18 protein-coding genes are annotated in these 20162 nt (G+C 64.9%); 5 read left to right on the top strand and 13 right to left on the bottom strand.

All coding sequences use genetic code 11. From position 1 onward, the window contains the following. Window positions 1-71: 71 nt before the first annotated feature. The 9 genes from LQ232_RS00820 to LQ232_RS00780 form a co-directional block, all read right to left on the bottom strand. The gene (locus LQ232_RS00820; protein WP_230177590.1) at window positions 72-1511 is read right to left on the bottom strand and encodes a dihydrolipoyl dehydrogenase; all 1440 of its coding nucleotides are present in this window, start codon (window positions 1509-1511) and stop codon (window positions 72-74) included. Window positions 1512-1534: 23 nt separating this feature from the next. Further along, window positions 1535-2275, bottom strand: coding sequence for a general secretion pathway protein GspB (locus LQ232_RS00815; protein ID WP_230177588.1), 741 nt, complete (start codon window positions 2273-2275; stop codon window positions 1535-1537). A 3-nt stretch (window positions 2276-2278) separates the two neighbouring features. Next, window positions 2279-3985 carry an ExeA family protein gene (locus LQ232_RS00810; protein ID WP_230177586.1) on the bottom strand — a complete coding sequence of 569 codons (1707 nt, stop codon included), beginning with the start codon at window positions 3983-3985 and terminating at the stop codon, window positions 2279-2281. Window positions 3986-4039: 54 nt separating this feature from the next. Then, window positions 4040-7507 carry a response regulator gene (locus LQ232_RS00805; protein WP_230177584.1) on the bottom strand — a complete coding sequence of 1156 codons (3468 nt, stop codon included), beginning with the start codon at window positions 7505-7507 and terminating at the stop codon, window positions 4040-4042. A gap of 39 nt (window positions 7508-7546) precedes the next feature. Then, window positions 7547-9361: a methyl-accepting chemotaxis protein gene (locus LQ232_RS00800; protein ID WP_230177576.1), complete on the bottom strand. Its 1815-nt coding sequence runs from the start codon at window positions 9359-9361 to the stop codon at window positions 7547-7549. Beyond that, window positions 9358-9867, bottom strand: a complete 510-nt coding sequence (locus LQ232_RS00795; protein ID WP_230177574.1) for a chemotaxis protein CheW — start codon at window positions 9865-9867, stop codon at window positions 9358-9360. The genes LQ232_RS00800 and LQ232_RS00795 overlap by 4 nt, the downstream gene beginning before the upstream one ends. Window positions 9868-9880: 13 nt before the next feature. Next, window positions 9881-10246 carry a response regulator gene (locus LQ232_RS00790; protein ID WP_230177572.1) on the bottom strand — a complete coding sequence of 122 codons (366 nt, stop codon included), beginning with the start codon at window positions 10244-10246 and terminating at the stop codon, window positions 9881-9883. Between the two features lie 31 nt (window positions 10247-10277). Further along, window positions 10278-11111, bottom strand: a complete 834-nt coding sequence (locus LQ232_RS00785) for a response regulator (RefSeq protein WP_230177570.1) — start codon at window positions 11109-11111, stop codon at window positions 10278-10280. A 102-nt stretch (window positions 11112-11213) separates the two neighbouring features. Next, the gene (locus LQ232_RS00780) at window positions 11214-11540 is read right to left on the bottom strand and encodes a hypothetical protein (RefSeq protein ID WP_230177568.1); all 327 of its coding nucleotides are present in this window, start codon (window positions 11538-11540) and stop codon (window positions 11214-11216) included. Between the two features lie 3 nt (window positions 11541-11543). On the opposite strand from LQ232_RS00780, the gene LQ232_RS00775 reads away from it, so the two are divergent. The 5 genes from LQ232_RS00775 to LQ232_RS00755 all read left to right on the top strand — a co-directional run bounded on the left by LQ232_RS00775 (window position 11544) and on the right by LQ232_RS00755 (window position 16287). Beyond that, window positions 11544-12341: a hypothetical protein gene (locus tag LQ232_RS00775; protein ID WP_230177566.1), complete on the top strand. Its 798-nt coding sequence runs from the start codon at window positions 11544-11546 to the stop codon at window positions 12339-12341. Window positions 12342-12356: 15 nt separating this feature from the next. Then, window positions 12357-12803 carry a cytochrome c gene (locus LQ232_RS00770; protein WP_230177564.1) on the top strand — a complete coding sequence of 149 codons (447 nt, stop codon included), beginning with the start codon at window positions 12357-12359 and terminating at the stop codon, window positions 12801-12803. Window positions 12804-12813: 10 nt separating this feature from the next. After that, window positions 12814-13470 (top strand): cytochrome b/b6 domain-containing protein, encoded by a 657-nt coding sequence (locus LQ232_RS00765; RefSeq protein ID WP_230177561.1) that lies wholly within the window; start codon window positions 12814-12816, stop codon window positions 13468-13470. Between the two features lie 118 nt (window positions 13471-13588). After that, complete coding sequence (locus LQ232_RS00760) at window positions 13589-14611, top strand: M12 family metallopeptidase (RefSeq protein ID WP_230177559.1); 1023 nt, start codon at window positions 13589-13591, stop codon at window positions 14609-14611. Between the two features lie 134 nt (window positions 14612-14745). After that, the gene (locus tag LQ232_RS00755; protein WP_230177551.1) at window positions 14746-16287 is read left to right on the top strand and encodes a hypothetical protein; all 1542 of its coding nucleotides are present in this window, start codon (window positions 14746-14748) and stop codon (window positions 16285-16287) included. A 54-nt stretch (window positions 16288-16341) separates the two neighbouring features. Here LQ232_RS00755 and LQ232_RS00750 read toward each other — a convergent pair whose 3' ends face one another. From LQ232_RS00750 to LQ232_RS00735, 4 genes are all read right to left on the bottom strand, one after another. Next, entirely contained in the window at window positions 16342-17121 is a 780-nt protein-coding gene (locus LQ232_RS00750) for an enoyl-CoA hydratase (RefSeq protein ID WP_230177544.1), read from the bottom strand. A gap of 33 nt (window positions 17122-17154) precedes the next feature. Further along, entirely contained in the window at window positions 17155-18003 is an 849-nt protein-coding gene (locus LQ232_RS00745) for an alpha/beta fold hydrolase (protein ID WP_230177542.1), read from the bottom strand. Further along, on the bottom strand, window positions 18003-18863 hold the full coding sequence (locus LQ232_RS00740; RefSeq protein ID WP_230177540.1) for an alpha/beta fold hydrolase: 861 nt from the start codon (window positions 18861-18863) through the stop codon (window positions 18003-18005). The genes LQ232_RS00745 and LQ232_RS00740 overlap by 1 nt, the downstream gene beginning before the upstream one ends. Before the next feature lie 87 nt (window positions 18864-18950). Then, window positions 18951-20162, bottom strand: coding sequence for an acetyl-CoA C-acyltransferase (locus tag LQ232_RS00735; RefSeq protein ID WP_230177533.1), 1212 nt, complete (start codon window positions 20160-20162; stop codon window positions 18951-18953).

The raw sequence follows: 20162 nt of genomic DNA, 5'->3' as shown, positions 1-20162 counted from the left end.
TCGTTTTTGTGGGGCTATCGTAGGTGACATTGCGCCGGAGAAGCGCGACTTTTTACCGCAGCAAGGTCTCTTCACGCGCCGGGGCCGCAGTCCAGGCAGCGGGCCACCGGGCGAGGCCCCATGCGCAGGTGCCGATTCAGTTCGCGCAAGGCGGTGCGCACGCCTTCCTCGACCACCGGGTGGTAGAACGGGCTGTCCAGCATCTGCTGCACCGTCAACTGGTGCTGTGCAGCCCACGACAGCAGGTGCCCGATGTGCTCGGCGGCAGGGCCCATCATCTCGGCGCCCAGGAAGCGGCCCGTGTGCCGCTCGCCATACACCCGCAGCAAGCCCCTGTTTTGTCCCATCACGCGGCTGCGGCCCTGGTCGTCAAAGTTGACGGCGCCCACTTCGAACTCCTGGCCCGAGGCCTTCAAGGCCTTGAAGCTGGCACCCGCGAGCATCATTTGCGGATCGGTGAACACCACCCCGAGGGCGGCGCGGCGCGGGTGCACCCGCACGTCCGGAAATCGCCCGGCGTTGTCACCCGCGATCTTGCCGTCGTCAGCGGCCTCGTGCAGCAAGGGGTGGGCATTGTGGGCGTCACCGGCGATGAACACGTGGCTGTCGCCGATCTGGCCGGTCTCCAAATCAAAGGCCGGCATCCCCCGGTCGTTGACTGCGATGCCCGCCGCGGCCAGGTCCAGGCTGGCCAGGTTGGGCTGCCGGCCCGCCGCCACCAGGACCTGCTCGAACACTTCGGTGTGCTCGGCCCCGTCCACGCGGTAAGTGAGCTGGGCCTGGTCGCCCTGGCGGCTGACGGTGAGCACCTCGGCGGGCGCGACCACGGCCATCTCGGCCGACAGGATGGTGAAGGCCTGGGCGCTGACCTCGGGGTCGGTCAGGGGCCCCAGCTTGGTGCCCTTGCTGAACAGCTTGACGCGCACGCCCAGCCGCGACAGGGCCTGCGCCAATTCCAGGCCGATCACGCCAGCGCCCACCACGGCCAGGGACTGGGGCAAGGTGGTCCACTCGAACACATCATCGTTGGTGACGAGCCTGTCGCCCAGGGCCTCGCGCCAGCCCGGCGGAACCGTCGGCGACGAGCCGGTGGCGATGACCAAGCGCTGCGCGGTGACAAGGGTGTGGTCGTCCACCATCAATTCGTGGGGCGAGGTGAAACGGGCGTGGCCCAGCACACGCTGCTCGGCGGGCCAATCGTTGACGGTGTCCAGCACGAAGCCCACGAAGCGGTCGCGCTCCGAGCGCACCCGCTGCATCACCGCGGCGCCATCCACCTTCACGGGGCCCGAGTGCACGCCGAACAGGGGCGCCTGCGCAATGGCATGGGCGCTGTCCGCCGCCGCGATCAGCAGTTTGCTGGGCATGCAGCCCACGCGCGCGCAGGTGGTGCCAAAGGGGCCGGCCTGGATGACGACGACGCGGTCGGTGTGGTCACGGGCCGCGCGGTACGCCCCCATGCCCGCCGTGCCAAAGCCAATGATCGCGACGTCTGCCTGGAGGTTTTTCATGGTGGAGGGCGCTTGGCCAAAGGTCAGTAGTTGACGCCGTAACGGTAGCCTTTGTATTTCAGCACCGCCGATTTGAGCCTGATCTCTTGCAGCACCAGGTCCGGGGTGAGTTTGTCACCTTCGTGGAAGACCTGGCTGTTGATGATGAGCATGCGGTTGGCCGGGGTCTCCGAGTACATCGCGCCCCCGATCACCAGCTTGGGCAGATCGCGCTGGATGTTGGCGGGCAGCTCGCTGAAGGCGTAGAGGCGGTTGTCGGCCTCGGACGTGGCGGTGGGCGCAGGCACCGGGGCGGCGGTGATGGCACGCGCGGCGGGGACGGGTCGCGGAGGCACGGACAGGATGGGCGCGGCGGCCTGGGTTTGCGCTTGAACCTGGGGTGGTGGCGACACCGGCGCCGTCACCTGCGGCCGGGGTGTCACCGGCACGGGAGATGGCGTGGGCGCGGCCTGCACGGGTGGTGGTTCAGGCTGCGGTGCGGGTTGCGGCCCTGGCTGTGGCTCGGGCGACTGCGCCACCACAGCGGCAGGCTCGCTCACGGCCACCGGGGCCGGCGCTTTGCCACTCATCAGGTGCCAGGCCAGCAGACCCGCCAGGGCCAGCAGCAAGACCACGATGACGGCCACCAGCACCTGCGACTGGCCACCACGCCGTGGCTTGGGATCATCAACCACCGGGGGCACCGGCGGTGAATGGATGCTCGGCACGGTGCCGCGTTCGCGCTCCGAATCGGCACGCCTGAGTGCATCAAGTATGTAAGACATCGCTTATCCCCCCGCCCGCAGGCGTGGCTCATCCACACCCGTGACGCGATTGAGCTGCATGAAAGTGGTGGGCCCCGCCACACCGTCTGGCCTCAAACCCTGGGCCTGCTGGAAAGCGGCCACCTTGGCTTTGAGGGCCGCGTCGTAGGTGCGTTTTTCGGCGGTCACGGGCTCACCTTGCGCAATGGCCAGCCGGGTGGCCAGGCCGTCGACCAGCGGGCCCACATTGCCATCCACGATGGATTGCAGGTAGCCCGGAGGCGCCCGCCAGAAGGTCGCGAAATCACCTCGCCACACCTTCAGCAAAGCACTGACCGGCACGGTCTTGGACACGCCGGCCATGCTCAAGGTCGCGCTGTCGTTGTTCAAGGCGGTCAGCAAGGCATAGGTGGCGCGGCCGCTTTCGTCGTTCAGCGTGAGGATGCCAGGGCGGTCCAGCTGGCGGATCAGCCCCAGGCCGCGGCTGCTGCGAAAGCAATGCACATGGGCTTGCTGGGCCTGGGTGCACGGGTCGCCCTCGGCCAGGGGCAGCTTCCACAATGGCGCCAGCTCCAGCCAGGCTTTGCGCTCGTTGAACTGTTTGGTGCTGAACAGCGAGGCGATCTCCGCGCTGGCCTTCAGCACCGGCGCTGCCACCACGATGGGCGCAGAAGGCGCCGCCGTGGGAGATGCCTGGCTCGCGGTGGCCACCGTGGTGACCGGGCGAGACGCCGCCAAGGGCACCGATGCGGCCTTGGCCACCACCGGTTCGGGGCCGGGATGGGCGCGGTGCTGCCACCAGGCCACGCCGCCCATGCCCGCCAAGCCCAGCACCGTCGTGCTGGCCACCAGGCCCCAGCCCCAGGCCGGCATGCGCCCTGCCGCGGCATGGGCGGGCGCCAGCACCCGGGTGATGTCGAACACTTCGCTGGCGGCCTTGTCCACGATCTCGCGGTCGACGCGGCTTTTGCCTTCGGCATAAGCGCCCAGCAAGGCCCGATCGCACAGCAGGTTGATGCGGCGTGGAATGCCGCGCGACAACTGGTGCACGCGCTCCACGGCCTGGCTGTCGAACAACTTGCCCCGGGCCAGGCCGGCCACCGCCAGGCGGTGCCGGATGTACTGCGCCGTCTCGGCCTCGGACAAGGCATCCAGGTGGAAGCGCGCGATCACGCGCTGCGCCAGTTGCTCCAGCTCGGGCTGGGCCAGCATGGTGCGCAACTCGGGTTGGCCGATCAGGATGATCTGCAGCAGCTTGCGCTCGCTGGTCTCCAGGTTGGTCAGCAGGCGCAATTGCTCCAGCACGTCGGGCGACAGGTTCTGCGCCTCGTCGATGATGAGCACGTTGTTCTGGCCGACCGCGTGGGTCTTGAGCAGGAACTCGTTGAGCGGGTCGAGGTAGTCCTTGACCGTCTCCACCCCCGGGCCCTGGTGCTGGTAGGGGATGCGGAACTCGTCGCACACCGACTTGAGCAGCTCCTGCACCGTCAACTTGGGGTTGAAGATGTAGGCCACGTTGCAGCGCCGAGGGATCTGCTCCAGGAAGCAGCGGCATACCGTGGTCTTGCCGGCGCCGATTTCACCCGTCAGCAGCACGAAACCGCCCCCACCGCCCACGCCATACAGCAGGTGGGCCAGCGCCTCGCGGTGCCGGTCGCTCATGAACAGGTAGCGCGGGTCAGGGGCGATCGAGAAGGGCTCGTGCTTCAGTCCGAAGAATTTGGCGTACATGCCCTAGAGAATACCTGCTGCGCGCAGGCCCCGGCCCGCGCCGGAAACCCGGGCTCACGCGGCGCTGCGCAACAGCCCATCGATGGTGTTGAGCAGCAGGTCTTCCGAGTAGGGTTTGGTCAGGAAGGCATTGACCCCCGCGTCATTGGCCAACTGCCGATGCTTGTCGGTGAAGCGCGAGGTGATCATCACCACCGGGGTGGCCTTGGTGGCACTGCGGTTGCGCAGGGCGTTGGTCAGCTCCAAGCCATTCATGCGGGGCATTTCCAGGTCGACCAGCACGATGTCGGGGGCCCGCAACTGCACGGCGCCCAGGGCATCGACCCCATCGCGCGCGGTGACCACTTCGTAGCCCGAGTCCTGCATCAGTTGCTCCATGGTGCGGCGCACGCTGACCGAATCGTCCACCACCAGGCACAGCGGCAGTTTGTGGCGTGAAGTCACCACCGCGTCGTCCACCCCGGGCATCTGGCCGGCGGTGAAATCTCGCAGCAAATCGGGCAGGTCAATCACCGTGGCCACCGAGCCATCGCCCAGCACCGTGGCGCCGTCGATGCCCAGGGCATGCGGCATCATGGGGTTGAAGGGCTTGACGACCACGGTGCGCGCGTCGCTCAGCTCCGGCACGATGATGGCCAGGCGTTGGCGGAACTCGTCGCGCACGATCATGGCCACTTCCATCACCCCGGCTTGCTTGAGCGCCTCGTGCGGCAGGCCCATCAGTTTTTCAAGGCGGATGGCATTCAGTTGTTCGCCTTGCAGTGCATAGCTCAGGCCGCCTTGCGCATCGATGCCGACTTCTTCGCGGGCAGGCAGGATCTGCTCGACACCGCGCACCGAGATGCCCAACAGGTGGTGTTCAGAGCGGCTGAGCATGACCTGGATGGTGCTCATGCGCACCGGGAAGTGCAGGTCGAAGCGCGAGCCCTGGCCGGATTGCGAATCCATGTCCAGCGTGCCGCGCAGGTCCACCACGGCGCGCTGCACCACGTCCATGCCAATGCCCCGGCCCGACAGCTGCGTGGTCTGCTCGCGGGTCGAGAAGCCGGGCAGCACGATCAGGCGCATCACCTGGGCATCGGACAGCGCGGCGTCTGGCGCGATCAGGCCGCGCGACAAGGCACGGTGGCGAATGGCACCCAGGTCCAGGCCACAGCCGTCGTCCTCGCAACGCACGGCCACATTGTTGCCTTCGGTGCTGAAGCTCAAGGTGATGGTGCCGGTGGCGGGCTTGCCCAGGGTCTCGCGCACGTCGGGCGATTCGATGCCATGGTCCACGGCGTTGCGCAGCAGGTGCATCAGGGGGTCGATGATGCGGTCGAGCAACTGGGTGTCGACCATGGTGGCCTCGCCCTGGATGCGCAGGTCCACCGAGCGGTTGAGCACGCGGGCGGCCTGGCGCACGGTGCGTTGCAGGCGGGGCGAGATTGAAGCCACCTCGACCATGCGGGTGCGCTGGATGCTGCGCTGAATCTCCAGCTGCAGGCGTTCCTTCTCGGCCATCAGGTCACGCATGCTGGCCAGTTCGCGTTCGAACGATCGTGAGAACTCGCGGCTGTCGGCGCCCGACTCCACGATGCGCCGTGACAGCATGTGCAGCTCGTTGTACTGGTCCATCTCCAGCGCGTCCAGCTCGCCGGTGTGGCCGCCCAGCATGGCCAGGCCGCGCACGTCCACCAGTTGTTCCAGCTCGGCCGAGAGCTGGCCAAACTGGCGCGAACCGGTGCGAAGCGCGTTGATGTTGTCGCTCAGGCGCGTGACGCGGTCCTGGATCTGCGAGGTGACGATGCTGTTCTCGCCCGCCAGCTTGAGCAATGAGTCGATGAGGGAGGCGGGCACGCGCAGGTAGGTTTCGGCTTGGGCGTCTTCTTCTGCAGCGGGGGCGTTGCTGGCAAGAGGGATGTCTTCTTGGGCCGGTGTCGGCGTGGTGGGCGCCATGGGGACGCTGGTCACCGGCTCGACGCTGTCGATGAGCTCAGCCTGGTCCGCAGGCAGGCCATCGCGGTCGATGCGGTTCGCCCAGTCCAGCACCTTCTGGTGCACGGCCAGGCTTTCAGGCGGTGTGCCAGCATTGGCCACCAACGCTTCGCTCATGGCCTCCAGGCAGTCGGATGCCTCCAGCAGCATGTCCACCAGTTCACAGGTGGGCAAACGCTCTTCGCGGCCAAAGGCCACCAGGATGTCTTCGAGCGCATGGGTGAGGTTGGCCACGCCCTTGATGCCCACGGTATTGGCCGCACCCTTGAGGGTGTGGGCCACGCGGCGGGCCTGGTCCATGTCATCCAGCGTGCCACCTTGCGACAGGCGTTGCACCAAGGCGGAGAACTCTTGCGCATGCGGTGGCAACTCCACCAGCAGGCTGTCCAATACCTTGCGGTCGATGTCGGCCGGCACGCTCAGGTCCATGTGCTCGGGCAAGGCCTTCACGGGGCGGTCTTGCGAGGGACGCGCGCGCACCACGCTCACCGCGGTCATCGCGCTGATCCACTCGGGCAAGCTGTCGGTGTCGGCCGGGTAAGGCCATTCGGCGCCAGCCACGCACTCGGCCAGGGCTTGCGCGGGCGCGGGCTCGCCGGGGGCTTGCAAATGCGCCATGGCCAGGGTGGGCCAGGCTTGCAAGGCCGTGCAGAGCTGGTCGCTCAGGGCCTCGGGTTCGGCTTGCATGGCCGCGGTGTTGATCAGGATCACTTCCAGCACTTGCTGGAAACCGGCCAAGCCCAGCAGGTTGGCGGCGTTGACCAGGTTGTGCAGTTGCTCGAGGTGGTTCTCGAACAGGCCGTCGCGCTCGGCCGGGGCCAGGCCTGGCGCGACCAGGGTGGCCAGGTCGGCTTGCAGGGCGACCAGGGCATCGCTGAGCATGGCCAGCTCTTCCGCCGTCACGGCCGGGGCGGCTGCGGCTTGTGCTTCACCAATGCCGATGTCGAAGATCGTGTCGGAGTCCATCTCTGGCCCAAACTCATCGCCATCCTCCAGCTCGACTTCGTCGACCATGAGCATGTCGGGATCGGTGTCTTGCGCAGCCTCGGGCTCGGCTTCGGACTGGGGCTCAGGCTCGGCCACCAGTTCCGCCGCGATGTGCACAGGCTCTTCCTCGGCTTGCGCCAGCTTGCCCGCATCCTCGGCCAGGCGCCGCTCAATCAAGGCCACATTGGCCGCCGAGATCGCGGGGAACCAGGGCTGGCTGCGCAAGGCATGCAGCACGGCCCACGGCGCGGCCTCGTCCATCGCCGGGCTCATCAGCTCACCCAGCACCAAGGCCGGCCACGCGGCCAATGCGTCGCACTCTTCGGGCGCCACCAGACGGTCCAAGGTGATCAGCTTGGTCAGGCCGCTTTCCACCAGCATGCCCACATAGCTCAGGCCCAACAACTGGTGCTGCTTGGCCGCCAGCTGCAAGGCCGTCACCCGTTGCAGGTAAGCCCGCAGGCAAGGCACATTGCCTTCGTCCTGCAGTTGGGCCGCCTGATCGAACAGCTCGAACAAGAGCGGCTCCAGGGCTTCACGCAAGTGGGTGGCGGTCATCAAGGGGTGCTCCGGCGAAGGGACTGGGGGCGGCGTGGATCAGGACTGCTCGGCGGCCACCAGGCGGCGCGGCAGCTTGAACACCGCCACCTCGCGCACCAGGGCCTGGGCGTAACCCACCAGCTTGTTGGTCACCTCGTTTTGCTGCGTGAGCTGCTTGGTCGTGTCGCGGCTGGTCTGCTGGATGGTCAGCGCGCGCGCCTGCAGCGTCTGACCAGAGCGTGCCTGCTCGATCGACGCGGCGGCAATGCCGCGCACACTGAAGGCCAGCGCATCGGTGGCCTGCTGCGTGCCCTTCATCTCCGAGCCGGCCTGGTCGGCCAGGCGGGACACGTCCACCACCCGGGTGATGGCGTTGTTCATGGCCAGCACCGTCTCCGACGTTTCCGATTGGATGGACAGCACCAGCGTCGAGATCTCACGCGTAGCTTCACGCGCGTTTTCCGACATGCGCTTCACCTCATCGGCCACGATGGCGAAGCCGCGTCCTGCATCCCCGGCGGCCGTGGCCTGCATGGAGGCGTTCAGCGCCAGGATGCCGGTGCGCTCGGCGATGGAGTTGATCAGGCCCACGACCTGAGTGATCTCTTGCGAGCGCTCACCCAGGCGCTTGATGCGTTTCTCCGTTTCGCGGATCAAATCGCGCGATTCGTTGATGCCCAGCACGGTCTTGTCCACCGTGGCCAGGGCCTGGCGCGTGGTGCGCACGGCGGCTTCGGCCGACTCGTTGGCCTTGGTAGCCATCTGGGCCATGTCGGTCAGCGTCAAGGCGGCTTGCGACAATTCGCGGGCGGCCGATTCGACCTCGCTCTGGCCTTGCGCGGCCGAGGCCATCGCGGTGTCCGTGCTTTGCTTGACGGCCATGGTGGCGCGCGACACGTGGTGCGACACGTCGCTCACGTTGTTCAGCACCTTGGCGGTTTCGCTGGTCAGCATGTTCATGGCATCGCCAATGGCGCCGGTCACGTCCTCGGTCACGGGCACCTGGATCGACAGGTCCTTGGTGGTGGCGACCTGGCCCATGGCCTGCATGATCTCCACCACGGAGTTGCTGATCTGCTCGCTCTCCTTGGCCTGTTGGCTCAGGCCTTCCAGGCGTTCGTCCAGCAAGCGGTCCAGGGCGGAACCCAGTCGGCCCAGTTCGTCCTTGCTCTTCAGATCAGCGCGTGCGGTGTAGTCGCCAGCGGTGAGCTTGGCCAGCGCGCCCAGCAGCTTGTTGATCGGCAGCATCAGCGAGCGCACCACGAAGAAGGCGGCGAACAAGCCCACCAGCGCGGCGGCACCGGCGATGCCCGCCATCCACTGCTTGGCCACGGCGATTTCCTGGAACTGCATCTCGCGCTTGATCGCGTCGTTCTTCACCGTGGTTTCCAACAACTTGCCAAAGGCCTTGATGGTGGCCGCGCCCGTGGGCGTGGTGTATTTCTTGCGCCAGGCGGCGGCTTCTTCAAACTGGTTGTTCACGACCAGCTTGAACCACTCGGTGCGGTGCACCTTGTAGGCGGGGAAACTGCCCACCAGGGCCTTGTGCTGCGCGCGCTCTTCGCCAGACAGGCCCTGGCTTTCGCCATAGCTCTTGAGGTTGTCCTCCACCACCTTCCACAGCCCGGGCTGCTCGTCGATGATCTTCTGGCGCGCGGCCTGGTCTTCCAGAGCCAGGTACTGCGGCAGGCTGTAACGCAAACTCCAAAGCGCCGAATTGGCACGGCCTAACAGCGCTTCCTTGCCCTGCGTCATCCGGATCGTCTGTTCCAGCTGGTTGAGCTGCACGATGGCATAGCCACCCACCGCGAACAGGGCGGACAGCAGCAGCGCAAAGCCGAGCAACAGCTTTTGACGGATGTTGAGTTTCATGAAAGTACCTCTTCTTGGATGGATGCGGGTTGGGCGCCGCGCGCCAGGGATTCAAAAGCGGCCCGGTGGTTGAACTCCCACCAGATCTGGCCGGGCTGGTCGGCTTGCGCCCAGGCCCGAACCAGGTAGGCGCCGAGCTTGCTGGCAGGGCGCTGGAGTTCTTCAGGGGCAGGCACCAGGCTCAGCAGTTCGGGGGCGGCGTCCAGCAACAGGCCCACACGTTGCTCTTCACGGTCGAACACCAGCACGCGGTGTTGAAAGGGCCGGATGTCAGGGCTGCCCCGTCGAACCTCGCGGCGGTCCAGCAAGGGCACGATGGTGCCGCGCAGATTGGTCACGCCCGCCAGCGCCGAGGCCGATTTGGGCACCGGGAAGATCTTCGCTTCGGCGATCATCTCGGTCAGCACGCGCGCGGCCGGCACCAATTGCAAGCCCGCGACCCGAAAGCCGTAACGCAACTCGCCCGCGGCAGGGGCCACACCACGCGCCAGAGCAGCGATGTCCATGGGGCGGTTCCGCTCAGGCCGCGAACTTCAGCGCGTCGACGATCTGGTCGGCGCTGAAGGGTTTGCCAATCAACATCTTGCCGCCCTGGGCCTTGGCCCACACCTGGTCGGCGCGCGTGTTCTTGGTCGACACGAAGACCACCGGGATGCCTTTGGTGGCGGGGTCGTCGGCCAGCGCGCGGCTGGTGCCGTAGCCGTCCAGCTGCGGCATCACGATGTCCAGGAAGATGATGCTCGGGCGGTCGTTCTTGGCGCGCTCCAGGGCCTGCATGCCATTGCTGGCGGTGTTCACCAACCAGCCCGCGTCCTGCAGGATGGTTTTCAAATTCGACAGGTCGGTGGACGAGTCATCAACGACAAGGGCTTTGTTGGCGGTCATGCCAGATCTCCGGATTGAATGATGGGATGGCTCAGGCGTGTGCCCGGGCCTTGGCCTGCGTCGGATCGGTGATCCAGCCGCTCAGGTCGTCCACGGCCATGGACTTGCGCAGGGCCTTGGTGGTGGCGGCATAAAACTGCTTGAGGCCCACCGGCTTGGTGAGGAAGATGTCGCAACCGGCCAGCGCGCCACGTGCCCGGTCGAAGGGCGAGGACTGGCTGGTCAGGATGATCACGGGCGCCTTGTTGCTGCGGTCGCGCTTGATCTCGCGGGTCAGCGTGTAGCCATCCATGTCGGGCATCATCACGTCGACGTAGATCAGGTCGTATTGCCGGTTGGCCAGTTGGGCCAGCGCGGCCTTGGCGCCATCGGCGATGTCACAGGCCATGCCGATGTTGGACATGACGTTGGCCAGCTGCGTGCGAACCGTCTGGCTGTCGTCCACCACCAGGGCCCGCAGGCGGTTGCGCGTGGGGGGCAGCGTCGTCACCGTGCTGGTGGACGAAGCGGCTGGCGCGGCAGGCGGCTGGTTGGCCAGGCTGAGCAGCAAACGCTCCAGGGTAGGCAGCAGCTGCATCATCAATTGGCTGGACAAGAGTTCGCACTGGGCACCGGCCTGGCCCACCTCGGCCACCAGGTGCACCACCGGCAGCCCCGGTTTGCTCGCCAGCACCATTGCCAGGCGCTTGCGCATCTCGGGGTCGCTGTCATCCACCAGGGCCACATCCACCACGGCCGAGGGCGTGCGGTCGGCCACGCTGAAGGTGTATTTGGCGCTTTTGAGGTGGGTGAGCACGATGCCGATCACCCGCATGTCTCGCTGCTGTGAGGTGAACACCGCCACTTTCAGTTCCTGCTTTTTCATAATCCCCTTCGGCGACGGTAACTGGCACAAATGGCCCTGCATCCGAGTTTGCGCTATTCAAATCAGGCGTGGTCAAGCGCCGGTGGCATGAAATCACGCAGCTCACCGGTGTTGCACAAACCAACATTCAGTTACATGAGTAATAAACTCGCGCACCTTTTTGGACGTGGCTAGACTGTTTTCAACCAAGGAGTTGTTGTGAAAGCAGTATTGAATCATCTGTGCAAAATCACCGCTTTGACGGTGGTATTCGCGAGTTACGGCCAAATCGCCAAGGCGGCCGACATACCCACACCATTGCACATTGAAAAAACCGTTGAAAAACTCACGAATCAGCTGAAACAACTTTGCCCTTTGGCGGATCCCTCCAGCCAAAGTGCGTTTGACCAGTGCCGCCAAGCCCTGTTCACCGACTCGTTGCTCAAGCAAGCCATGGTCAAACCAGTGGTTTTGTGGGGGCGCCAGAAAGACGCCGAGTTACCCCTGAAAGAAACCCACCTGACCGAATTTGACCCGAGCATATTGACCGGCCTTTATATACCGTTGTTCATGTTCGACGGCAAATACAAGATCACTTATGTAGAACGCGAGAAATTGTTTCTGGCCACCTTGGGGGTGGGTTTCAGAAACCGTTTGCAACCCGGGCAATTTCCTTATCCATTCTGGCACGATGCCAATAAGTGGGATATGTATGAAAACGCCCGCTCTTTGTATTTATGGATGGACCCTCGAACCGGTTTTATTCGTTTCGCCCAGTTTTCAAACCGGGGTAACCCGGCCGAAGGCCACGTGGTGGACAAAGCCACCCTGCCGGCTTTCGATGGGAAATGGCTGTGGACCGATGCCCAGGGTAAAACGCAGCCCGCCGTCACCTTGTTCGATGGCCTGTACCGCGAAGACAACCCCTACAAGGCGCAACTGGACAAGTCCTACCGCGAGTTCGCGACCTCGCTGCGCGATTCGCAATGCCTGAACTGCCACGTGCCCAACAACCCGGAGAAGATGAAGCGCCTGGTGCTGCTGCAATCTCCGGCCCACGCCTCGGGCGAAATCCACCGCGTTTTGAAATCAGTGCGCGAACGCAAGATGCCGCTGGACGAGCAAGGCATCGAAAAAACGCTCGACCCGGCCATGGAAAAAACCTTGCTGGAGAAAGGCGGGGCCTTTGAAAAATTCGTCGATGCCGCTGTCGAATGGGAGCGCACGCAAGCGCCCCGCACCCTCAAGTAAGCGAGGACTTTGAACATGCGCTGCGCCTCTTTGCTGATGACCGTGCTGCTGGCCCTGCCTTTGTCCGCCCAAGCCCAGTTCGCGCGCCTGAACGACGCGGTGAAGTACCGCCAGGCCGGCTTCCATGTGCTGAGCACGCATGTGCAGCGCGCGGGTGCCATGGCCAAGGGCGAAGTGGCTTTCGACAGGGCCGCCGCCGAGGCCAATGCCGTCCTCATCGAGCTGCTGTCCCGGCAACTGGCTGGCGCTTTCCCGCCGGGGTCGGACATGGCCCCCTCCAAGGCCAAGCCCGAGGTCTGGCAGGACGCCGCCCAGTTCAAGACCCACAGCGACCAGTGGCAAGGCACGGCGGCCAAGCTGTCGGGCGCCGCGCGCTCTGGCGATGCCAACGCGTTCAAGACCGCCTTCAACGCCCTGGCGCAAACCTGCAAGGCCTGCCACGACGGCTACCGCAACCGCTGAGGAAACCGCCATGAAAACGATCAGGGTGTGGGACCTGCCCACGCGAGTCTTCCACTGGGCCTTGGTGGTGATCATCGCAGGCGCCTTCATCACCCAGTACCTGGGCGGCTCGGCCATGGACTGGCACTTCCGCTTCGGCTACGCGGCCCTGGCGCTGGTGCTGTTCCGGGTGCTGTGGGGCCTGATCGGGCCGCGGTATGCACGCTTTGCCAGCTTCCTGCGCTCGCCCGCCACCATCGTGGCCTACCTGCGTGGTCGCGCGGGTTCGCACCACAGTTCAGGCCACAACCCCTTGGGGGGCCTGTCGGTGCTGGCCATGCTGGCGGTGATCCTGCTGCAGGCCGGCTCGGGCCTCTTCACCAACGACGACATCGCCAGCGAAGGCCCGCTCGCTCATTTCATCGACAAGGACCTGTCAGACCAGATCAGCTGGCTGCACGCCCAGGTCACCAGCAAGCTCATCTATGGCCTGGTCGGACTGCATCTGGTGGCCATCGCCCTCCACCGCGTGCTCAAGAAGCGCGACCTGGTCACACCCATGATCACGGGCGACCAGGCTGTGGAGGGCGACGCCCTGCCCGCCAATGATAGCGCGCCGGTGCGCACCGCCGCCCTGGTGTTGATGAGCGTGTGTGCCATGGGCGTCTACGGCGTGGTTCACTGGTGAGTGAGCGGACGGGCATGAGCCCATGAGCCCTGCAAATTAGGGATGGCAGCCCCCATCCAGACTCCTATGCTGAAGCCGATCGTTTTGCCCCCTTTCGTCTTCAGCTCAGGAGTCCATCATGCCCGCACCCAAATGCTGCTTTGACCACATCCTTCCCCGTGACCTGCTGCGCCCCCGCCTGATGATGGCCGGCGCTGGCGGGCGCATGCGTGCCATCAACCCCAAGGGTAAAAGCTGGGTGAACGGCTCCACGCTGCAGGTTCGGTTCATGGGCGGCACCAGCTCGCAACAGGCCAAGGCGCGCGAGCAGGCCGCGTGGTGGTCCGACGTGTGCAACCTCAAGTTCGACTTCAACAATGCGCCCCAGGCCGAGTTGCGCATCACCTTCGACGACAACGATGGCGCCTGGTCCAACGTGGGCACCGATGCGCGTAGCGTGCCCTTCAACCAGGCCACCATGAACCTCGGCTTTCTGGACGGTGGCACCGCCGCGCACGAGTTCGGCCACGCCATCGGCCTGGCGCACGAGCACTCCAGCCCGGCCGGCGGCATCCAGTGGAACGAAGCCGCCGTGCTGAAAGCCCTGGCCGGCCCACCCAACTTCTGGGACGCCGAGACCACGCGCCACAACGTGTTCTTCAAGTACTCGGTCGATCAGATCAACGGCACCGCGTTCGACCCCGATTCGATCATGCTGTACGCCTTCCCGGCCGAGTGGACGACCAATGGCGTGGCCACGCACGCCAACGACGTGCTGTCATCACTGGACAGGGAGTTCGTGGCCGGGGCCAAGATGTACCCCAAGTCCAACCCAGGTCTGCCCGGCGCCACGGCCTTGACCGTGGGCGCACCCCGCGTCCAGGCCCGCATTGGCCAGCCCGGCGAGGAAGACCTCTTCCGCTTCCACGCCGACACCGAGGGCGTCTACGTGATCGAGACGCGCGGCCAGACCGATGTCTACCTCAAGCTGTTCGGGCCCCACAGCGCCACGGCCCTGATCGACGAGGACGATGACAGCGGCTACGGCCTGAACCCACGCATCTCGACGCCCCTGATGGCCGGCGACTACTTCGTGCAGGTGCGGCACTACGACCGAAGCTCAGGCACCGGCCAGTACAGCGTGGGTGTGGTCAAGCGCTGACACTGCATCAGTGCATCAACCTGTAATACCTCTTAAGGTTTGATAGGGTCTTTGATAGGGTTCGCTGCTCTCCCATCTGCTCTTCAAAGCAGCAGGTTCGGAGGGTCATCAAAAACTCAGACTGGAACCCTATCATGTTGAAAAAACACCATCTCAAAGTCACAACACTGTATGCGGCGCTGAGCGCGCTTTGCGTGTTCAGCTCAACCACTGCACAGGCTGCTGAAGCATTCCGCCTCGGCATCAACGCCCACGCTACGCACGCTGGCAACGCCTTGTATTTCAACTCGCCCCAGACCTACAAGAGTCTGCTGCTGGGCTTGGGATTCAACAGCTACCGCGACGGCTATGACTGGAACTGGGTCCAGTACAACACCGGCGCCTGGCAAGTATTTCCTGGCGGCCCCGACCTGGGCCTCAATGCACTCGGCCAAATTTTCGCTGACACGGACATACGTGGCCGCATGGACCGACTACAAGTGCTTGCCTACAACCATCCCGTGCGCTCAGGCTTCGACCCGGCCAGCACCAACTTGGCAACCCGAGATCTCACCAACCCCACCACCATGAACGGCCTCACCACCTCGTTCAACGGCTACGTGGATTTTGTACTGAGCCATGACGTGCCGGTTGAAGCAGGCAAGACCAAATGGCTTGAAATCTGGAATGAGTGGAACCTGGGCGCACGGGTCTGCAAGGACCACCTGTCTTACCCCACCGCCGCCTCCAGCCCGGGCGAGATCGACGACTGGAACCAATGCGCCAAGAACCGCTCAGGCACAAGCTATGCGGCCTTCTTGCGTAAAGTCAGCCAGCACATCAAGGTCGACAAAGCCCGCACGGACATCAAGCTGATTTCACAAGGCATGGGCGATCGCCCAGCTTGGTGGGTGCAGGGCTATCCTGACCAGCTCGACCGGACCTGGCTACAGGAATTCATGGCTGCTGGGGGCATGAACGACATTGATGGTTTGGGCATCCACCTTTACGACTGGAAGGTGCAAAACAGCGAGCGACAGTTCGTGCTGCTCAACAATGCCTATGCACAAGTCAAAACCTACCCAGGCTATGTGGAGCGCCCCTGGTTCATCACGGAAACCGGCCTGCCGACCAACGCGGGCCGTACCGAACTGGACCAACTGCTGTTCAGCACACGCTTTACTTTGCTGGCGCGTACCCTGCCGTTCATCCGTGGCTTGTGGCTGTATGACCTGGGCGATGACGGCACCAGTGCAGACAATATCCAGCACCACTTCGGCCTGGTGACCGTGGCGCCAAACAACCTGCCCAAGATGGCTTACAAAGCGATGGCGTGCTTGGCCGCACCAGTGACCGATGCCACACAGGCCACATTCACCTTGGTAGCAGGTAGCAATACCGTTCTGCAAAGCGGCCTGTATGCCGTGCAGTACATCGACAGGGTCAACAACCACCGCGTGACCGCACTGTGGAGTTCCTCGGGCACGGCACTGAACGTCAAGGTTCGCTCGCCGAGCATGGGCCAGGGCTATGCGGTGGCCGATGTGCGCAATAGCCCCTGTGTGACCGACCCCAGCAATGCGGCATGGTTCAGTGCCACGAACCCGTACACTGTAGTAGTTGGCGCCCAGCCTGTTTACCTGTGGCAGTCGCTCAATGTGCCCGTCGTGCCGAGCATTGCCCTAAGCACGAACTGAATAAGCAACAAGAACGGGAGGGCGCCCTGTTTGGCCCCTCCTCCCCCTCGCTCGTCACAGCTTCGAGAAGTCGGGCCGGCGCTTTTCCATCACCGCGCTGATGGCCTCCTTGGCGGCCGGCCCGCGCAGCAACTCGCCAAAGTGCTTGAACTCCTGCTGCATCACCGAGGGCAAGCTGGGGTGCGCCTGCTTCATCAGCGCCTTGGTGATGCGCAGTGATTCAGTCGGCTTGGCCGCCAGCTTCAAGGCCTGGGCTTGGGCGTAACCCGCCACTTCGTGGGGCGGCAGGATGCGGTTGACCAGGCCCATGTCCACGGCTTCTTCGGCATAAAAGGCTTCACCGAGTAACAGCTTTTCAGCGGCGCGCGGGTAGCCCACCAGGGCCGGCAGCAGCAGGCTGGCACCGGCTTCAGGGCACAGGCCCAGGTTCACGAAGGGCAGGCTGAAGGCCGCGTTGTCACCCGCATAGACCAGGTCGCAGTGCAGCAGCAGGGTCGTGCCAATGCCCACCGCGGGGCCGCAGACGGCCGCCACCACGGGCTTGGGAAAGGTGCGCAGAGCTTCCAGGAAGCGGAACACCGGCACGGGCTTGTCCGCGTCGGTCGATGGCGGGTTGTTCCTGAAGTCGGCCAGGTCGTTGCCTGCAGTGAAGATCTGCTCGTGGCCTTGGATCACCACGACGCGCACGGCACTGTCGGTAGAGGCCTCGACCAGGGCATCGGCCAAGGAGGTGTACATGGCAGTGGTGATGGCGTTCTTCTTGTCCAGGCGGTTGAAGGTCAGCGTCAGCACGCCAGCTTCGACATGGGCCAGGATGGCTTGGGCTTCGGTCATGAGGGGTCTCCTAGTGTGAGAGAGGGGCAAGGGTCAGTCGGCGATCCACGTCAGGGCCAAAGGCCACAGCGCGGTCGCCGCCTGGGGTTTGAACAAGCCGAAATGGCCCAGGCGCTTGAGGCCATGGGCATGCGGCTGCAAGGATTCAAAGCGCGTTGGCGCGTTGGGGTACAAGCGGTAGAGGCGGCGAACGCCCTCGGGGCTGATCAGCTCGTCGTCCTCCATCAAGGCGGCGGTGATGGGCGTGCGCACCTGCGCATAACGGGCACGCAATTCGTTGCCCTCGGCCGCGATGTAATCAGGATGCAGGCACCAGCGGCGCCACTGCCACATCGCCTGTTTGGGGATGGTGCCCAGCACACCGATGCGCTCGCCCGGAAAGTGACCGAACAAGGTCACGGCCACGGGCGCCAGGAACCACCACAGCAGGTGCACCGAATAGCGCAACTGCGGGGCGTTGTAGCGCCAGTAGCCACTGCCGCTGGCCACGGTCACCATGCGGTCGAAATGTTCATGGCCGTCCAGCCAGCCAAAGATCTGGCCGCCCAGGCTGTGGCCCAGGTAGGTGCGCGGCACACCGGGCCAGCGCAGCAGCACCTCGGCCAGCGCGGCAGGGTGATCCTGCTTGACCCAGTCGGTGATGCTGGCCACATAGCCTCGCCAAGACGCGGGCGCGGACTCACCCATGCCCCGGCAATCAAAGGTCAGGACCGCGATGCCCTGCTGGGCCAGCCAGGTGGCAAACGGCCGGTAGAAAACCTGCGGCACGCCCATGGCCGATGACAGGAGCACGGCGCGCCGCACCGGGCCTTCGGGTTGGTAGGCCCGCGCCACCAGAGTGCGGCCATCCTGGGTGACCAGGCGCAGTGTTTCTTCGGCCATCAATGGGCTCCCGCCCGCGCGTCGGCCAGGCCCAGCCATTCACGGCTCAAGGCCCAGACCTTGGCGCCCGTGCGGGCATGGAAGAAATTGAAATGCCCGATGGCGCGCACACCATGGTCCTTCGGCTTGACCAGTACATGCGTGACCGGCGCGTTGCGGTAATGCGCATGCTGCGCCCGCACGCCTTCGTGGCTGGCGAACACATCGTCGTCGATCATCACGGCCGTGATGGGCTGCGTCACGCGCGCATAAGCCTGGCGCGCATGCTCGCCATCGCTCAGCACAAAATCAGGGTGCTGGCTCCAGCGCTTCCACTGCGCCACCACGCCGCGCGGCACATCGCCCACGGCCTTCATGCGGCGGCCCGCGAAGTAGCCATGGCGCGCCACGCTCAGCGGCACCATCACGTGCCAGAAAACGCTGATGACGTAACGCAGCGGCCGCGCCAGGTGCGCGCCGTAACCACTGCCACTGGCCAGGGTCGTCACGTGGTCGATGCGCGGGTGCTGCGGCATCAAGCCATACAGGATGCCGCCCATGCTGTGGCCGAACCAGCTGATCGGTAGATCGGGATGGCGTTGCGCCACGGTGTTCATCACGGCAGGCGCATCGTGCAGGGCCCAGTCGCTCAGCTTGGCGCGGTAACCGCGCAGGCTGGCCGGCGCCGACTGGTACATGCCACGCCAATCAAAGGTGTAGACCACGCAACCTTGCTGCACCAGCCACAGCGCGTAGCGTTGGTAAAACGATTGAGGCACCCCCAGCGCCGTCGCGATGATCACGGCACGGCGCGCCAGCACGCCCTGCGGCCGGAAGTGCTGCGCGGCCAGGGTCTGGCCATCATCGGTGGTGATGCTCAAGGATTCCAAAACATCCATCTCCAAGAAAAAGCCCGCACGGTGGCGGGCTTTTTCAACAGCGTCAAACGACGGTGAACCAGGCAAGGATCACAGGCGTTCGATGATGCCGGCAGCACCTTGGCCGGTGCCGATGCACATCGTCACCATGCCGTACTTGCCGCCCGTGCGTTGCAGGCCGTGAACCACGGTCGCAGCGCGGATGGCACCGGTGGCGCCCAACGGGTGGCCCAGGGCGATCGCGCCGCCCATGGGGTTGACCTTGGCGCGGTCGAGCACGTGGCCCTTGGCGTCCAGGTCCTTCAGCACGGCCAGCGATTGCGCAGCAAAGGCTTCGTTCAGCTCGATCCAGTCCAGATCGGAAGCCTTCAGGCCTGCGTACTTCAGGGCCAGCGGGATCGCTTCGATCGGGCCGATGCCCATGATCTCGGGCGGCACGCCCTTGACCGCGAAGCTCACGAAACGGGCCAGGGGCTTCAGACCATACTTCTCGCAGGCTTCTTTCGAAGCCAGGATCAGGCAGCCAGCGCCGTCAGACGTTTGCGAGCTGTTGCCGGCCGTGACGCTGCCCTTGGCGGCGAACACGGGGCGCAGCTTGGCCAGGCCTTCCAGACTGGTGTCGGGGCGCGCACCTTCGTCTTGCGAGATCGTCTTCTTGGTGATCGTCACTTCGCCCGTTTCCAGGTTGGGTGTGCGCACTTCGATTTCGATTGGGGTGGTCTCGGCCTTGAAGAAGCCGGCTTGCTGAGCGGCCACGGCACGGCGGTGAGATTCGACCGCGAAAGCGTCCTGCTCTTCGCGGGTCACCTTCCACTGCTCGGCCACCTTCTCGGCGGTCATGCCCATGCCGTAGGCGATGCCCACGTTCTCGTCGTTGTTGACGATCTCGGGGTTGAAGGACGGCTTGTTGCCGCCCATCGGCACCATCGACATCGACTCGACACCACCAGCGATCATGACCTCGGCCTCACCCACGCGGATGCGGTCGGCGGCCATGGAGATGGCGGTGATGCCAGCGGCGCAGAAACGGTTGACGGTGGCACCGGCCACGGTCTTGGGCAAGCCCGACAGCAGCACGGCGATCTTGGCCACGTTCATGCCTTGCTCGGCCTCGGGCATCGCGCAGCCAATGATGGCGTCTTCGATGGCAGCGGGGTCGAGCGAGGGCACTTGCGACAGCGCGCTCTTGATCACGGCCACCAGCAGGTCGTCCGGACGGGTGTTCTTGAACACGCCACGACCAGACTTGCCGATCGGGGTGCGGGTGGCGGCGACGATGTAGGCGTCACGAAGTTGAGTCAT

The organism is Aquabacterium sp. CECT 9606 (assembly GCF_918741295.1).
GTDB lineage: Bacteria > Pseudomonadota > Gammaproteobacteria > Burkholderiales > Burkholderiaceae_C > Aquabacterium.
This window is presented reverse-complemented; position numbering and strand designations above follow the sequence as displayed.

Coding starts and splice junctions, on each gene's coding strand:
- LQ232_RS00820 (WP_230177590.1), bottom strand. CDS start 1,511: ATGAAAAACCTCCAGGCAGACGTCGCGATCATTGGCTTTGGCACGGCG.
- LQ232_RS00815 (WP_230177588.1), bottom strand. CDS start 2,275: ATGTCTTACATACTTGATGCACTCAGGCGTGCCGATTCGGAGCGCGAA.
- LQ232_RS00810 (WP_230177586.1), bottom strand. CDS start 3,985: ATGTACGCCAAATTCTTCGGACTGAAGCACGAGCCCTTCTCGATCGCC.
- LQ232_RS00805 (WP_230177584.1), bottom strand. CDS start 7,507: ATGACCGCCACCCACTTGCGTGAAGCCCTGGAGCCGCTCTTGTTCGAG.
- LQ232_RS00800 (WP_230177576.1), bottom strand. CDS start 9,361: ATGAAACTCAACATCCGTCAAAAGCTGTTGCTCGGCTTTGCGCTGCTG.
- LQ232_RS00795 (WP_230177574.1), bottom strand. CDS start 9,867: ATGGACATCGCTGCTCTGGCGCGTGGTGTGGCCCCTGCCGCGGGCGAG.
- LQ232_RS00790 (WP_230177572.1), bottom strand. CDS start 10,246: ATGACCGCCAACAAAGCCCTTGTCGTTGATGACTCGTCCACCGACCTG.
- LQ232_RS00785 (WP_230177570.1), bottom strand. CDS start 11,111: ATGAAAAAGCAGGAACTGAAAGTGGCGGTGTTCACCTCACAGCAGCGA.
- LQ232_RS00775 (WP_230177566.1), top strand. CDS start 11,544: ATGGTCAAACCAGTGGTTTTGTGGGGGCGCCAGAAAGACGCCGAGTTA.
- LQ232_RS00770 (WP_230177564.1), top strand. CDS start 12,357: ATGCGCTGCGCCTCTTTGCTGATGACCGTGCTGCTGGCCCTGCCTTTG.
- LQ232_RS00765 (WP_230177561.1), top strand. CDS start 12,814: ATGAAAACGATCAGGGTGTGGGACCTGCCCACGCGAGTCTTCCACTGG.
- LQ232_RS00760 (WP_230177559.1), top strand. CDS start 13,589: ATGCCCGCACCCAAATGCTGCTTTGACCACATCCTTCCCCGTGACCTG.
- LQ232_RS00755 (WP_230177551.1), top strand. CDS start 14,746: ATGTTGAAAAAACACCATCTCAAAGTCACAACACTGTATGCGGCGCTG.
- LQ232_RS00750 (WP_230177544.1), bottom strand. CDS start 17,121: ATGACCGAAGCCCAAGCCATCCTGGCCCATGTCGAAGCTGGCGTGCTG.
- LQ232_RS00745 (WP_230177542.1), bottom strand. CDS start 18,003: ATGGCCGAAGAAACACTGCGCCTGGTCACCCAGGATGGCCGCACTCTG.
- LQ232_RS00735 (WP_230177533.1), bottom strand. CDS start 20,162: ATGACTCAACTTCGTGACGCCTACATCGTCGCCGCCACCCGCACCCCG.